We start from the raw sequence: 16,215 nt of genomic DNA, 5'->3' as shown, positions 1-16,215 counted from the left end.
CGAAAATCTATTTATCTCGTCCAATGAATCGGCTTTGTTGGACACTCTCGCCTTGATCTGTAGTTGCTTCAAATTGGTACACTCTCGGGATATTTCCCTTGTAGAAAAATGCTTGCCCTCTGTCTGATGTTTCTGTCACTTGTTGCCCACGAATATTGGTGACGACCTGAGCGTTAGGAACGCGTTCTCCATCTTGATAAACCGTGACGACGACGCCATTGGTTTGTTCGTTGATCGACATTTTCAACTCTGCGTGGGATGCAAATGACGTCACTAGTAGTGCTGCGCTAAGGGCTATTTTAAGTTTCATTTCAGTAATCTCTGTATTGTGGGAATACGAGAAATATACTGATGGGTGGCATCTATTGATAACGGGAAGTCTTAAATAGGATGTCCTAAAATATTGAATTACATCGATGGAACTTGTTCGGTTTTCTGGCTCAGTGCCGTTCCCAAATTAACAGATACTAAATAGCGCGACACCAAATTGAAGACACAAAAAAACCGAAGTTCATCACTTCGGTTTTCATATCAAATTAAGCTCGTTCAATTCACTACGTTCAGTAACCTGATTCAACAAGTCGGTTACTCGTAAGCGCTCAACCATGTTTTTAGCAGTTGGTTGGTGTTCTTCTTCTGGCTCGCAGACAGAGATTTAACCAGCTTTTTCTGCATTTCGACATGCTCAGTCATCATTTGGTCAATCAGAATCAGACCATCTTTGGTTAGCTGAACACTCACACTGCGTCTGTCTTCTTTACTGTGCTCACGGCTGATCAGCCCTTTGGCTTCCAGTTTATCAAGGCGATTGGTCATCGCACCTGATGTCAGCATCATCGAACCTATCAGCTCTGAGGGAGTGAGTCGGTAAGGCTTTCCAGAACGTCGCAAGGTGGCTAGCACATCAAACTCGCCGAGTTTCATGTCGTATTTTTTATGAAGCTCGGCAACCTGAGTCTCCATATACTTGGCAATACGCATAATCCGGCCCATCATAGCCATAGGCTCAGTTTCTAGCTCAGGCTTTTCCTTTGCCCATTGCTCTACTACGCGGTCGATAGCATCCATTTGCAATCTCGCTCCGTTATTAGTCTTGATTACTTCAAACTAGTTTAACATAAAGATACTTTACAACCACTAGTTCTCAGTATACAGTTCACACAATAGTTATCTTAACGTAAAGATATTTTAAATGAACATATTATTAGCAATGATCCCCGCGTTCTTCTGGGGAACAACCTATGCAGTGACGCAATTTACGCTACAGGAGTGGCCACCATTATTATTGGGTGCTTTGCGTGCGTTACCTGCTGGTTTGTTATTGCTAGCAGTAAAACCGACACTGCCTAAAAAAGGCGAGTGGCAGATCATTTTCACATTGGGCCTTATCAATATTGCGACCTTCTTTGGCCTGATCTTCGTGATGGCACTAACGTTGCCTTCAGCGATTTCTGGCGTGGGTATGATCTCTGTACCGGTGTTCGCGATGATCTTCCATTGGGTAGTGAAAAAGCAGCGCCCGCACCTAATTCAAGCCCTGTCTGGTATTGGCTTGATCACCTTAGCGTGGATTCTGTTCAACCCAAGTCAAATCGCACTGAACCCTATCGGTTTGGGTGCCATGTTCGCTGCGATAATGTGTATCGTTATCGGCAGCAGCATTACCAAATCACTGGGTAATCGCATGCACTGGTGGAAGGTATTAACGTGGCAGCTGATTTTAGGCGGTACGATTTTGTCTGTCGCGTCTGGCGTTCATGCGTTCATTGACCCACAACCTTATGTTAATGCCGTCACTCATTTCGATACTCGCAACGCTATGGGTCTATTGTGGGTAATTGGGCTGAATACGGCGCTTGGTTACGGCATGTATGTGTGGTTGCTACAACGCATGTCTGTGGTTGATTTCACCTTCGGTGGCATCGCTAACCCTGTTGCTGGCATCGTGACAGGTATGGTGTTAATGGGTGAATCCTTTACTCCAGTACAGTATTCACTGATGACAGGCATGATCGTGATGTCACTACTACCGCAACTTATCCTTGCAGTAAGACAAACCAAAGCGGTCAAACCCGTTACGCAGTAAATAGATTTAGAGTGTTACTAATAAACCCGCCAAGTGCGGGTTTTGTTTTATCTGCCTCTTAACTATACAAATATTCTATTTGTTCTGACGTGAGTGTCACCTTAATATTAAATCACTCATAACTTTAGGTACTGACTATGGCAAAGGATCTCTTCTCCAACTTGGATTTGAATTTATTACGGACTTTTATCATTTTGCATCAAGAGCGAAATATGCGAAAAGCATCCGAACGCTTGTTCGTATCTCAACCGGCGATCAGTAAAGCTCTACAAAGATTGCGCGATCATTTCGACGATGAGCTATTTGTAAAAACGCACCACGGATTACGTGCAACTGAGCATGCCAATATGCTCGCCGAGAGTATTTCGCCAATCTTGGATGATCTTTCTTTAGCACTCAATAATAGTAATGAATTCAACCCTAGTGAACTACGCGGGCCCCTCAAGTTAGCGTTATCTCCTTTCCTTCTCAGTTCACTATCAAGTAAGTTATTCAAAGCCATTCGCTCTCAAGCTCCACATGTTCAAGTGCAGTTATTAAACTGGTCTAAAACAACAATGGCTGACATCATTAATGATGAGGTACTGATTGGTTTCAATTATGAAATTAACCACGCTCCCAAAGAACTACTACAGCAACCGATAGCCCAAGACAGCTTTAAAGGCTATTTAAGAGAAGGCCACCCTTACAAAAAAGACTCCATTGAAGTGAAAGATGGCGTCAAATTTGAATTAGCGACTATCATTGCGATTGACTGGAATTCCCATCAAACGCTTGCTGAAAAAATTCTGAAAATAAAAGGTCTTGAAGCAAGAATTGGCTTTCGTTCGGAACTGCCATCAGCAGTTATCGACGTCGTAGAAAACTCCGATATGATGTTCCCTGCCTCGAAATTTTTAGGCATAGAGAAGAAGACCTCCTTACGAGCCATCGACATCTTGTTTGACAACAAGGATATCAACCCTATCGTTTGTGCATACTTTCACCACAAACATCGTAACAGTCCGACAACCCTGTGGCTTAAAAAGATATTGGATAACCTACTCAATAATAACCAGTAGTTATCAGCGTCTTTACTCTCCTTTATTAATAACCCAACGTTAAAGCCTCTATTCCGAGAAGGGATTAGAGGCTTTTTTATGCAATCCATATACTTCTCCCATCGGCTAGGAACGCCACATAATAAACGCAAGATGTTACTTTTACCCTCAAATCCAAATGGGTGGAACCTTATTTGAAATATACCTTTGGTCAGAAACATGTCATCCAGCATGATTCTGCGCGCTCAGATGGCAGCGTCGAACTAGGTTTCAACCTTCGTTTTTAGTTTACCGTTTCGTGTGGTAGCTCTCTCCCCTTTATAGTCTGATTCAGTAAAGGGGCTTTTTCATAACTAAACACTTCTTAAACTCCCTAAGTAAACCCACTAACACCCTTAATTTAGAGAATTCGATCATCCCTCGTATTTTAAGACTCATTTTTGAGCCTGCCGCGTATCAGATATGTTTTTTCGACTAGCATAAAGTAAGCACATCGAAACGAAACTGAAAGGTGACATCATGATTACGTCGAAGCTAAAAGCAATTGTATTAGCGAGCAGTATTTTTATCTCACACCAAGTACTGGCGACTGAGAACTACAATACCGATATTCCGCCAAGCATTATGACGCCAGATACGGTGCAAACCAGCATCGGTGAGCTGAACTTTAAAGATGGTGCACCAACGGCTGAAACCGCGCAAAAGCTGTATGACAACCTAGATACGATTCGCTCAACAGAGGTGTTCCTCAATGCGATTCCAATGGCTTCGGTTGAAGCACTGCGCGTTGGTCATGCTGAGATAGGTTCAACATCATCAAACCAAGTGGTGGTGTTCGATAATCTGATGGATTCAAACCCTCTATTTTTAACAGGCAACACCGACACCGTTTATGCTTCGGTTTTCCTAGACCTTGAGAAAGATGGTCCAACCGTAATTGAAGTACCAGAAGGGATGGGACCAACTACGGTGAACGATGCGTTTTTCCGTTTTGTTACCGACCTAGGCATCGTGGGGCCAGATAAAGGCAAAGGTGGTAAGTACCTGATTCTTCCTCCGGGCTACGAAGGCGAAGTACCTGAAGGCTACTTTGTTTCACAATCGACCAGCTACACCAACTGGTTCATCGCTCGCGGATTCCTTAAAGATGGCAAGACCGACGCCGCGGTGAAAGCCTATAAAGAGAAACTTAAAATCTACCCACTAGCGAAGAAAGATGACCAACCAAAAATGGAGTTCATCTCGGGGAGTGGCAAACCGTTCAATACCATTCATGCAAATGACGGGCACTTCTACACAGAGATTAAAACGGTGCTAGATAAAGAGCCGATTTCATTCATCGACCCTGAGCTGCGTGGACTCATGTCGAGCATTGGCATTCAAAAGAACAAACCTTTTGCGCCCGATGAACGCATGAAAAAGCTGATGAAAGATGGTGTCGCGATTGGTAATGCAACAGCTAGATCTCTGTACTTCCAGCCAAGAGACAAGAAGGCTTACATCTATGAAGACCGCCTATGGAAAACGGCGTTTATCGGCAAGGATTACCAATGGTTAGTCGACAAAGGTGAAGGTGGACGCAACCTAGATGCACGCTCTTACTTCTTCTATGTAGCGACAGTGAATACACCAGCGATGGCTTTGAAGCTTATCGAAAAGGGCTCTCAATACGCGCTGCTTGATCAAGCGAAAGACGGTGAATATTTCGATGGTGGCAAGCACTACAAATTGAATATTCCAGCGAATGTTCCTGCTAAGAACTTCTGGTCTATTGTGGCTTACGACACGCAAACACGTTCAGAGCTGCAAACCAGCCAACCGCTGCCAAGTAAGAATAATCAGCGCGATGATTTTATCGAAAACAAAGATGGTTCGGTTGATCTGTACTTTGGCCCTACCGCTCCAAAAGGCAAAGAAGCGAACTGGATTGAAACGGTACCAGGTAAAGGTTGGTTCACGATTCTAAGACTCTACGGTCCTCAAGAAGCTTGGTATGACCAAACATGGAAGCCAAGCGACATTGAAGAAGTTAAGTTGTAACGCTTAGTAGTCTTCAATGAGACAGTAACTAAAACGCGCCTTCATCGGCGCGTTTTTTGTTGTTGTCATCATCTATATGATCAATAACTTTCTAGGCTCTCACTTAAGATCTGCTCAATACGTTTGACTATCGGGTGCTGATAACAAGCACGGTGGTACTGGATACCAACATCAAAAGTCACCGCTTCGCCGTTGAATAAAACAGGCCGTTTACTGAGCCCACTAGGGATAGAAGCCAAACCCATATCAAAGCCAACGTACACATACTGGCTCACCTGCACACATTCCAACGCGGAGGAGACCGATGCCACAGTCAGCTTCTGCTGCAATACCAAGCCTGTGCGCTTTTTTAGGCGCTCGTAATAGGAGTTCGCATCCAATGACCCCATCGAAACACGCACCGTATCAAAGCTTTCTAACTGGTTGAGGTCGATGGCTTCGTTTTTGGCTAGAGGATGTGTATCGGCCACATAAGCAAACAATTCTAACGACCCCACTTTACGTTCTACAATGCGATCATTCAGTTCATTTGGATAGCCCGACACACCAATCGCCAAGGTGCCCGCTTTGGGAAATTCGACTCCATCTAACGACCAGTCCATCATGGATATTTTGGGCTTCGACTCCTCATTGGTAAGACCCTGCAACAGAGGAACCGTAAACAGTGTGCTCAATGGATTCGCAGCATGAAAAACATACTCAATATTCGAATCGGTACCAATAAACGACTGCGATATTTGCTGCGCTTGCTCTAGCTTTTCTAAAGGTTCTTTCACCACCAGTATTAGTTGAGTGGTGAACAAGGTCGGCGCATAAACACCTTTGGTTGCAATGAATAACTCATTAGCAAACAAATCTCGACAATCCGAAAGGTGGCGATTAAACGTTGCTCGGCTGATATCCAGAATATGGCAAACCTTCGCCTGAGATTGTTGCTCATAAAGCAAATCCAAAAATCGATACAGATTTAAGTCGATTGTGTTTTTCAAATGCCCTACCTCATTTCCATGCTTTGCCTTTCTAGTTCAGTATGAACGTGAACCAAATAAACCTTCAACACTCTATGCTATAAGTTTGTTGTCAGTAGCGTTTTTTACAGACGTTATCTAAATACCACGGCCCACAAGACTCCGAAGTCGAGTAAATATATCATTTGTCTTACGTTGCGGAATCATACATCCATTCGTAAAAATTAAACCTCGCAAAGAATAATGACTTTATAAAGATATCAATTGGTGAAAATATTTGCTTCTCAATAGTTATATTAGAGATTTAATTTCTACACTTCATTTCAATTAGAGACAAAAAGACAAATTTTTTCTCCGACTACCTCCTTATACTGTGCCACGTCATTAAGGCGCTACAAGCCTATGATTTAAAATAATTATTAATGAGTAGTCACCATGAATTCGAAGTCGCTAACTATCTTGCTTTTTGTCTCTGTTTGCTTAATTTGGGGAACCACTTGGTTCGCTATGGAAGTGGCATTGCATTCTATCCCACCTGTTTTTGCCACGGCATTGCGCTTTTTACTGGCCGCACCGCTGCTTGCGGTATTGGCGAAAGTGTTCAACCAACCTCTGCTTTTTCCTAAAGGTAAACGTCAATGGCTACTGATTGTGGCACTGATGTATTTTGCTATTCCGTTCACTTTAATGATCTACGGTGAGCAATACATCTCTTCTGGTTTGGCTTCGATCATCTTCGCCAACATGCCAGTAGCTGTGATGCTGATGTCGGGTCTGTTCCTTGGTCTGCGCTTAGCAAAGCATCAAATATTCGGTCTGATTACTGCTGTTGTGAGCCTATGTTTAATCCTTGGTAACGAAATGCAGATGGGTGGCGACGATTACCTTATCGGTACGGTTTGCTTAGGCCTTGCGGTTGCGATTCACGCGGTGATGTATGTGTTGGTACAAAAGCACAGTAAAGGCATCGAAGTACTGACTTACAACGCTGTACCAAGCTTTATTGCTGCGATTTTCTTGTTTGCTGTATCGGCTGTTGGTGAGAACGTGAACGTAGAATCTTTCACTTGGGATTCTATCTCAGCGGTCGTGTACCTAGGTTTTGTAGCGAGTGTCGGCGGTATTGTGGCTTACTTCAAACTCGGTCAGGTTTCGACACCGTTCCAAGCATCCATTTGTTTCCTTATCTTCCCAGTGGTTGCACTGCTGATCTCTTGCTACATCAATGGTGAGGTGCTATCGGAACAGTCTCTGCTTATGATGATCCCTCTGCTTTGTGGCATCCTGCTAACTAAAGCACCAAAGAGCATCTTCAAGTTACGCACAGGATTAAAAACCGTAAGAAGCTAATCCTACTGGAACCTATTTGATTGATTAGATCTCTCGACCTAACACATACAAAAAAGCTCCAATAGCGATATTGGAGCTTTTTATTTGTCTCTACCTAGCGTTAACGCCAGCTAAACATTCGCACTTCATTGCCTTCTTCAGGTGTCTTAGGAATGTTTAAAGACAACGCCAAAGAAACCGCCGCCATCGCAGCACCGATGTAGAAAACCGTTGCAGGGGACGATAACCAAATCACACCAAACGCGACTGGAATAACAACCGCGGCGATATGGTTGATGGTGAAAGAAACACCTGCGGTTGAGGCCATGTCTGCTGGATCTGCAATTTTTTGGAAGTAAGTTTTAATCGCTAACGCCAAAGCAAAGAACAGATGATCGACCACGTAAAGCGCCGCCGCCCACTCAGCACTTTGCACCAAACCATATCCAACAAACACACCGATCAAACCGACATACTCGAAGATTAACGCCTTGCGCTCGCCAACCACACCAATGAACTTGCCAATGCGTTTTGCGAACAAGAAATTAAATAGGTAGTTGATTAAGAACAATAGCGTAATCTCAGCAGCCGAGTAACCGAACTTCTCTACCATCAAAAAGCCTGCAAACACGGTGAATATTTGTCTTCTCGCGCCACTCATAAACGTCAGCGCATAGTAGAGCCAGTAACGCTTCCTTAGCACTAACTTCTTATTCTGTTGGGTCTTGGTTTGAAACTCAGGGAAACCAAAGGTCATCACCAACACCAGAACGAAACCGATGCCTCCGGTAATACCATATACCCAAGCGAAATCGAGTTTTAGCTGTTCTAGCATCACCCAAATAGAGCCATAGGTGAGAAGAGACGCAAGTGCGCCCACCGAGATCATTTTACCTAGCATCTCTGGCGCTTCTTCTTTGCTTAGCCATTGCAGTGACAAAGATTGCTTCAACGTTTCAAAATAGTGGAAACCCGTTGACATCAAAATGGTGGTAAGCAAAAGGCCTGTCAGTGAAGGGAATAAACCGGTAATCGCCGTGCCCACGGTCAGCATCGCTAGCGATATCAACATGAAGCGTTGCTCACGTATGAAGGCTAAAACAAACACCACAGTAAATGCTAAGAAGCCGGGTATCTCACGAACACTTTGCAGCAAGCCTATATCGGCACCGTCAAAGTTCGCTTTCTCAATCACGAAATTATTAAGCAGAGCCATCCAGCTCGAAAACGCGATAGGTACAACAATCGAAATCAGTAATAAAAAGTTTTGCGGCGTTTTCCAGCTCGCGGTTCTATCGAACATTGACGGACTCCTGTTCGTCTAATTGAGTGAGCACTCGTAAGGTCAACTGCTCAGTATACGGATTAATCTTCCAATGCTCAGGGCTCCAACCTTTCACGAAACGTTGGAAATCAGCCCATGCCACGTAAAACATTGGTCGCCATGCGGCTTCAACATCATCGAAAGAAAGGTGTGGCTGATAGTGCGCGAGTGCATCTTTCAAGTGTTGGAAGTAAATATCTAATACCTTTTGCTCGTACTCTTGGCAATCTTGCGGCCTAATTGCGCTGCTCATAAATAGAGCCACATCTTTCATCGCACAGCCGTGACCCACATATTGGAAATCGACGGCAGCGGCGTTTTCGCTCTCTAGATCAAAACAGAAGTTGGCTAGCTTAGCGTCACCATGAACCAAGGTTTGATATGGACACTCTTTTAATAAACGGTCGATGTGCTTAGCTTGATTCTTCAGTGGGACATCAGCCAAAGCATTCAGCTCATCGGGGCGAGTGTCTAGGTGCCAGTATGTACCGACTTGCCACAATGACGACGACTGTTCTTGATTGATATTGATGTGCTTTGCGTGAAAATTAGCGAGCCATTTAAGGCAAGCATCGCGTTGTTTTTGCTCTTCTCGTGTGTAACTAGATGCCTGATAGTCAGAAACAACAGGTACATCAAACTGAGAGGTTAACGGAAAACCTATATCTGCTAGGTCTTGCATCACGATAAGCCACTCATTCTCTTGTAGCTCACAATGCAGTCCAACAGGAACAGGACAACGATCGTCCCATTGTTGAGTGAAGGACTGATACCATGCCGTTTCCACTTGGTAAGAGTGAACTTTGCGTTGATGAGAGAGTTTAGTATTCCAGCCTTTAGGGTGTTCCGCTTTATCTGGCAGCGCGACATGTTTAACGATAACGCTGTTCATCGAAGCGCTATTATCTTTAGCAAAGACCAAGCGAACTAACTCGCCATACCCGCCCCACAGGCGTTGAATCACTTCGACATCAAATCCTTCATAACAACCCAACCAGGTCGCTATCTTTTGATAAAGCTCAGGCTGATTTTGACTTGAGCTCACTGTAGCTTGAGCTCGATTATTCGACGGTATTGATTGAGACATATTACTCGTTGTTATGCTTTATCGGATAGAAGATGTGACCACTGTGGCTGCCTATTCATGTAGTGAACCACATAGCTACAAACCGGCACAATTTTGAAGCCCGCTTGTTCAATTTCAGGCAATACCGACTCCATCATCATCTTACCAAAGCCCTTGCCTTGCAGTTCATCAGGAATACGAGTCGACGTGATATGTAGTACATCTCCGTCCTTTTGATACTTAACAACCGCGAACTGGTTGGGTTCTAGCTCAACTGTGATCTGGTTCACTTCTTGATCCCATTTTACTGCCTGCATTCTCAACTCCTGCAAATAATTGACACGACAAACAATAAAAGTTTGAAGTATGAGTTCCTTGTAATAGACTAACGCAAGTGCATATAAATAAAACTAAGTACTTACAAACACAGTAAATAATTCAGTGCAATCGGCTTAATATAAAATCAGCAATGATAGAAGGCACTCTATAAATCTATGTGAGTACGTCTACCCAATCTAGCACGTAATAACCCCTTGTTAGCAAGTTACCAATATAACTAACAGACGCATGTTGGCGCATGGAGAACATATAATGAACGCACCCCTGAAGAAGCCTTTGGAGCATAATCAGGCACTTCAAGACCCTCGTAATCGCACTGTTTCCACTATCAATAGCACTGATGCGCTGGCCATGATTGAGCACGGCAGTGAACTGACATTAAATGTCTCGACTCCCGTTGGCACGAAGTTTCTCGCCACCACCAAGTTTATCGGTACGCACAGTGATAACTGTATTGTGGTTGAGGTTCCCGAGGTATCCAATGAAGATCTGAACTTTTTCTTTCAAGAAGGCTTTTGGATGACCGCTCGTGCGTATTCTCTGCGAGGTGAAGGGGCGCTTATCCACTTTAGAAGCCAAATTCACCATAGGATTGGCGAACCCTTTCCGATTTTAGTGCTCTCTACACCAAGTACCATGCAAGTGACTCAACTGCGTAAAGAGACCCGATATGAAGTGAATCTAGCTTCAAGAATCATCTTCAACGACCAACGAGCAAACTGTGAGATAAGAGACTTATCGAAAAGTGGTTGTCGTTTTGTGACCTCACCGACTTCTCGCGCGATTCAGATTGCCGATCGAGTGTCGATTGAGATTACGCCTGAAAACTACAATGGCCCGCTGATTCCGCCATTGAGGGGCATCATTTGTAATCTGCAAAAATCGACGCATTACGCTCGATACGGTGTCGAATTTGATGATATTGGCCGAGCCAACGCTAAGCACTTGTTGGCAAAATTAAAGTTTGATGGCACCAAGCTCTGCTTACGAAACGGTTAACGCCTTTTAAGACGCTACTTTCTCCGAATACCGTAAGCTGACCAAAAAAAATGGCTCCTAGCGAGCCAAACCTCAACCAATAAAAAAGCCATCGACTCTAAACGATGGCTTTTGCGTTTTGACTGCTATTTATTTGTTTAGCTATTAAACTTTGTATTTAGCTATTTACGCAGTGCGTTCAGTTTCGCTTGAGCGATACCAAAAATAGTATCAATTGGGTAGCTACCCTCATCACTTGCCTCACCTGCGGCTTTGCCTGTGAACAGCTCAATCGCTTCTGTTACATGGTCAATCGCCCAGATATTAAACTCGCCCTTTTCAACCGCTTTTACGATGTCGCTACGCAGCATCAGGTTGTGAACATTTGAACGCGGGATGATCACTCCTTGTTCGTTTGAACGCCCTTTGATTTCACACACATCAAAGAAACCTTCAATTTTCTCGTTTACACCACCTATGGGTTGAGACTCACCAAACTGGTTCATCGAACCCGTAATCGCAATATCTTGACGGTTTGGTTGCTTAGAAAATGCAGATACCACCGCACAGAACTCGGCCATACTCGCACTGTCACCATCGACGCCACCATACGACTGCTCGAAGGTAATGTTAGTAGTGAGTGGTACTTTGGCCGTTTTACCAAACACAGAAGAAAGGTAAGCCGACAAGATCATCACACCCTTCGAGTGAATACTGCCACCTAGGTCTACGTTTCTTTCAATATCAATCACTTCACCATCACCGTAAGCGGTGGTTGCCGTGATTCGGTTCGGCGCACCAAACATATGATCCGTCGTGCTAAGTACAGAAAGCGCATTCACTTGCCCAACCGCCTGACCATCGACATGAATCAGCGTTGTGCCATTAGTAAAGGTTTCCATCACACTGTCTTGCAGTCGTCCAACACGCATCTGTTGGTTAGATAACGCTTGGTCGACGTGCGTTGCACGAATCAGGTTCGATTTTGAGCCTCTCGCAACGTAGTTTGACTCACGAAGCAGATTGGCAATGTGTGCCGAGTGCAGAGACAATTTACCTTGGTCACCCGCCTGACGAGAACTGTGCTCAATGATGCGAGCAATCGCTTTGCGGTCACAATGCAACATGTTGTTGTCATGTACGATGCTCGAAATAAAGCGCGCGTAATGCATTTCAGAATCGGGAGTGCGCTTCATCTCATCTTCAAAATCGGCTGTCACACGGAACAGTTCACCAAACTCCGCATCGTAATGTTGCAGCAGTTGGTAAGTTCGGTAATCACCAAACAGAATGATCTTAACGTCCAATGGAATCGGTTCAGGATCAAGCGATACCGCCCCCGTTAAGGTCACCTCTTTTTCTAATGAAGTGAAACTCAATTGACGTGAACGCAGCGCTCGCTTCAAGCCTTCCCAAACGTACGGCTGCTCAAGCACCTTGACCGCATCCATCAACAATACGCCGCCGTTTGCTCTGTGCAAGCTACCTGCGCGAATCAAGGAGAAATCGGTAAATACGGTACCTTTAAAAGTCGCTGTTTCCACATGGCCAAACAGAGAGTGGTAATTTGGGTTTTCCTCTACCACGATCGGCATCGCCTCCTCCTTCTGGCTAACAATCACATTAACCTTGTAGCGACGCGGCATTTTCTTATCCAAAGAAGCAGTCGCCACTTCGGCTTGCTCGGTGCTCTCTTCTAAGAAGATGTCAGCGTTATCGACAATGTCTTTACGCAGTGCCGTTAGGTACTTCTTGATCTCTGGATATTGACTGTAATCCTGCTTTAACTGCTTGATAAAGTGAGTAGTCACATCTCGTGCTGTGTCATCATTCAGCTTTTGAATTTTCTCAGTGTACGTCTCTTCAAGTTCCGTTAATTCACGAGAAATGGTTCGCAGTCCGACTTCCAACCCATCAATGGTTTTATCAAATTGATCTTGTTCTTCCGGCGAAAGCAGATCAAAGCTCTCTTCGGTATGAAGATCATCGCCATTCATTGCCACAAATTGGTAATCACCCTGAGTGGTGATCGTCAGGTTAATGCCCTTGTCTTTCGCTTCTTGGCTAATGCTTTCTAACGCGGCTTGCTGCTTAGCTGCTAATTGGTTTTTAAGCCTGTCAGCACGGCTAAAGTACATCTCGTTATCAAATGCTAGAGGCATACCTTTCAGCAATTTACGCATCAGCTTTTCAATGTCTTGCTTTAAGCTACTACCGACGCCTCTTGGTAACTTGAGTACCTTAGGTGTACGAATATCTTCAAAGTTCGCGATATAACACCAATCAAAAAGCTCCTGAACCTCTTGAGGGTGTCGGTTTAGATAGCGCAAGATCATGGTGCGTTTACCCAGACCATTTCGCCCTATCGCATAAATGTTGTAACCCTTTTCCTTGATTGACATCGCGAACTCAACGGCCTTTTGAGCACGTTCTTGCCCGACGATCTCGTCAATTGGAGCCAGTTCTTTGGTCGACTTACATGGTAACTTCTCGAGTTCTGCTACCTGATACAGCTGTTCTGTATTGAGTCTTTGCATCGCCATCGCCGCCTCCTTAGTCCTTCATTACTTAGGTGTAGATAAAATCAGTGTAGATGTAATTTCCTACAAATTTAGTGACTTACGCTACACAGCTGTTCAACTGAACAAATAACACACAATTTAAGCCATTTTTAGGAATAGCCCGTCATTTAATTCATCAACTTAACATGTGAATGATTTTAATTTGCAATTGATAATAAATATCATTAACATTTTCAGATATTATAAATTGAGGATGTGGATATGGAAATTGAACGATGCTGGATGCACTACCTAAAAGCTGAACAGTTAATGGAACAAGGTCACTGGCCTGAAGCACAGCGCCTGTATGGTGATGTTCTAACATCACTTCCTCATCACATACAAGATGCAGCATACCAAAGCGATATCAAGCCTTGCCAATTTGCCTGCCTGCTTGCCGGGTTGAGAGATGCGAGTGTTGCTCAATCTGAGATTCTCAACCGTTTAGGGCAGCACCAACAAGCCTTCGACACCTTGAATCAATCTTATGCACTGATGCAATTTATCTCGCTTGAAAGCACTGATCTGATTCAACGCACCTATGGGCTATTGGAAAAGCAGAGTGAAGACCTGCTCAATCACTTAATTGCTTTTTGCAGTGCTCAGCGCAGTTCGCATTGGATGCTCGAACTAGAACAAATTCAACGTGCTCATCACCATTTTGGGCAACTAAAAACAACGTCAGAAGTTCAATCTTCACCTAATGTCTTAAATTGATAAGGATATATCATGTCGGACCGGGCCATTCTTAAAGTTAATAACCTCTCCGTAAGTTTCAAAACCAATGATGGAATCATTGATGCGGTCAAAAAGATTAACTTTACCCTTAACTCAAGCGAAACCTTAGCCATTGTTGGTGAATCAGGTTCAGGTAAATCCGTCTCTTCCAACGCGCTGATGCGTTTGCTGCCTGATAACGCGATTATCGATCAACAATCAGATATCGAGTTTGAAGGTCAATCGATTCTTGGCAAAACTGAGCGAGAAATGCAGTCGATTCGTGGCGATAGAATCGGCATGATCTTTCAGGAGCCAATGACATCTTTGAATCCATACCTGCGTGTCGGCACTCAAGTGGCAGAAGCCATTATGTGTCACCGAAAGGTATCGAAATCAAAAGCAAAACAGCGTGTACTAGAGCTCTTCAATCTGGTGCATTTACCTATGCCAGAGCTGGCTTACACCAAGTACCCGCATGAATTTTCGGGTGGTCAGTTACAGCGCATCATGATCGCAATGGCACTGATCAATGAACCGGATATTCTGATTGCAGATGAACCCACCACCGCATTGGATGTGACCGTTCAAGCGGAAGTACTTTCTCTTATCAAAGAGATTCAAAGCAAGATGGGCATGGCGATTTTATTTATCACCCATGACCTTGGCGTAGTAAAACACTTTGCAGACCGTGTTCTGGTGATGTGTAAAGGTGAACTGGTTGAAGAAGGGGTGACTCAAGCCTTATTCGAAAACCCAAGACACGACTACACACGCATGCTGATTAACTCGATTCCGAAAGGCGCTAAGGTTCCTGTTGAGGCATCAGCCCCAGAGCTATTGTGTGCGGACGACATCCGAGTTCAATTCTTGGTTAAATCACATTTTATCAAGAGCAAAAATCAGTACTTCGAAGCCGTAAAAGGCATTTCGCTAAACCTTAAACAGGGCGAAACCTTGGGTATTGTTGGTGAATCCGGATCAGGAAAATCAACACTGGGACGAGCGTTAATCGGCTTGCTGCCAAGTACCGGACGTATTGTTTATAAAGGCCAAGATGTCAGTTTATTAACCGACAAAGAACGCCATAAGCTTAAGAAAGATGTTCAGATGGTGTTCCAAGACCCTTATGGTTCTTTGTCACCACGTATGACGGTTGGGGAAGTCATCACCGAAGGCTTAACGGTACATCAACCTCATTTGTCAAAACAAGAACGTTTAGAAAGAGCGCGCAAAGCACTGATTGAGGTTCGCTTGGAGCCAAACTCAATTAACCGCTACCCGCACGAATTCTCAGGTGGACAAAGACAACGTATCGCGATTGCTCGCGCGTTGATTCTTGAACCTTCTTTCATTTTGCTGGATGAACCAACTTCGGCACTCGATCGCTCAGTACAACTGACCGTGATCGACCTACTGAAAGACATTCAAGCTAAGCACAATATCGGCTTCCTATTCATCAGCCACGATCTCTCGGTAGTGAAAGCTCTGTCGGATCGCGTGCTGGTGATGCAGAAGGGCGAAGTGATGGAAGAAGGGTCTGCAGAAGAGATTTTCAATGCGCCGAAAAACGACTACACCAAGAAACTCATCGCAGCGTCATTCGACTTAGAAAATAAATCGAAAAAAAATGCCGCATAGAGGGAACTAATCAACATTAACAGCGTCTTATAAGTACATTCTGAAAAAGCATCTAATGGATTGCACTCTAGAATGGATATAGCAAAACTGGTTTGGCCGCCAAAAGAGAAATGTCGCATGGATGCG

14 protein-coding genes are annotated in these 16,215 nt (G+C 44.2%); 7 read left to right on the top strand and 7 right to left on the bottom strand.

The genetic code is table 11. The features are described 5' to 3' along the window. Positions 1-7: 7 nt before the first annotated feature. Positions 8-310: a hypothetical protein gene (locus OC193_RS23620; RefSeq protein WP_048658914.1), complete on the bottom strand. Its 303-nt coding sequence runs from the start codon at positions 308-310 to the stop codon at positions 8-10. Between the two features lie 275 nt (positions 311-585). Then, positions 586-1,068 (bottom strand): MarR family winged helix-turn-helix transcriptional regulator, encoded by a 483-nt coding sequence (locus OC193_RS23615; RefSeq protein WP_017054932.1) that lies wholly within the window; start codon positions 1,066-1,068, stop codon positions 586-588. A gap of 124 nt (positions 1,069-1,192) precedes the next feature. Between OC193_RS23615 and OC193_RS23610 the strand changes: the two genes are divergently transcribed. The 3 genes from OC193_RS23610 to OC193_RS23600 all read left to right on the top strand — a co-directional run bounded on the left by OC193_RS23610 (position 1,193) and on the right by OC193_RS23600 (position 5,166). Beyond that, on the top strand, positions 1,193-2,086 hold the full coding sequence (locus tag OC193_RS23610) for a DMT family transporter (RefSeq protein ID WP_048658913.1): 894 nt from the start codon (positions 1,193-1,195) through the stop codon (positions 2,084-2,086). 137 nt (positions 2,087-2,223) lie between these two features. Continuing rightward, positions 2,224-3,147 carry a LysR family transcriptional regulator gene (locus OC193_RS23605; protein ID WP_048658912.1) on the top strand — a complete coding sequence of 308 codons (924 nt, stop codon included), beginning with the start codon at positions 2,224-2,226 and terminating at the stop codon, positions 3,145-3,147. Between the two features lie 498 nt (positions 3,148-3,645). Then, a complete protein-coding gene (locus OC193_RS23600; protein WP_048663870.1) occupies positions 3,646-5,166 on the top strand; it encodes a DUF1254 domain-containing protein in 1,521 nt (506 codons plus the stop codon). An 80-nt stretch (positions 5,167-5,246) separates the two neighbouring features. On the opposite strand, the gene OC193_RS23595 is transcribed toward OC193_RS23600, so the two are convergent. Continuing rightward, complete coding sequence (locus OC193_RS23595) at positions 5,247-6,155, bottom strand: LysR family transcriptional regulator (RefSeq protein ID WP_048663871.1); 909 nt, start codon at positions 6,153-6,155, stop codon at positions 5,247-5,249. A 414-nt stretch (positions 6,156-6,569) separates the two neighbouring features. On the opposite strand from OC193_RS23595, the gene OC193_RS23590 reads away from it, so the two are divergent. Next, positions 6,570-7,484 carry a DMT family transporter gene (locus OC193_RS23590; protein WP_048663872.1) on the top strand — a complete coding sequence of 305 codons (915 nt, stop codon included), beginning with the start codon at positions 6,570-6,572 and terminating at the stop codon, positions 7,482-7,484. A 100-nt stretch (positions 7,485-7,584) separates the two neighbouring features. On the opposite strand, the gene OC193_RS23585 is transcribed toward OC193_RS23590, so the two are convergent. From OC193_RS23585 to OC193_RS23575, 3 genes are read right to left on the bottom strand one after another with little or no spacing between them, the layout of a single operon-like run. Beyond that, positions 7,585-8,766 (bottom strand): MFS transporter, encoded by a 1,182-nt coding sequence (locus OC193_RS23585; protein ID WP_048658908.1) that lies wholly within the window; start codon positions 8,764-8,766, stop codon positions 7,585-7,587. Next, positions 8,756-9,874, bottom strand: coding sequence for a phosphotransferase (locus tag OC193_RS23580; RefSeq protein ID WP_048663873.1), 1,119 nt, complete (start codon positions 9,872-9,874; stop codon positions 8,756-8,758). The genes OC193_RS23585 and OC193_RS23580 overlap by 11 nt, the downstream gene beginning before the upstream one ends. Positions 9,875-9,885: 11 nt before the next feature. Then, positions 9,886-10,170 (bottom strand): GNAT family N-acetyltransferase, encoded by a 285-nt coding sequence (locus OC193_RS23575; protein WP_048658906.1) that lies wholly within the window; start codon positions 10,168-10,170, stop codon positions 9,886-9,888. 274 nt (positions 10,171-10,444) lie between these two features. On the opposite strand from OC193_RS23575, the gene OC193_RS23570 reads away from it, so the two are divergent. After that, positions 10,445-11,191, top strand: coding sequence for a flagellar brake protein (locus tag OC193_RS23570; protein ID WP_048663874.1), 747 nt, complete (start codon positions 10,445-10,447; stop codon positions 11,189-11,191). A gap of 161 nt (positions 11,192-11,352) precedes the next feature. On the opposite strand, the gene OC193_RS23565 is transcribed toward OC193_RS23570, so the two are convergent. Continuing rightward, positions 11,353-13,713 carry a Lon protease family protein gene (locus OC193_RS23565; protein WP_048660664.1) on the bottom strand — a complete coding sequence of 787 codons (2,361 nt, stop codon included), beginning with the start codon at positions 13,711-13,713 and terminating at the stop codon, positions 11,353-11,355. A 240-nt stretch (positions 13,714-13,953) separates the two neighbouring features. Here OC193_RS23565 and OC193_RS23560 point away from each other — a divergent pair, with 240 nt between their 5' ends. Then, a complete protein-coding gene (locus OC193_RS23560) occupies positions 13,954-14,448 on the top strand; it encodes a hypothetical protein (RefSeq protein ID WP_048663875.1) in 495 nt (164 codons plus the stop codon). Between the two features lie 12 nt (positions 14,449-14,460). Next, positions 14,461-16,089, top strand: a complete 1,629-nt coding sequence (locus OC193_RS23555; protein ID WP_048663876.1) for an ABC transporter ATP-binding protein — start codon at positions 14,461-14,463, stop codon at positions 16,087-16,089. The last annotated feature ends 126 nt before the right edge of the window (positions 16,090-16,215 follow it).

This window comes from Vibrio crassostreae (assembly GCF_024347415.1).
GTDB lineage: Bacteria > Pseudomonadota > Gammaproteobacteria > Enterobacterales > Vibrionaceae > Vibrio > Vibrio crassostreae.
This window is presented reverse-complemented; position numbering and strand designations above follow the sequence as displayed.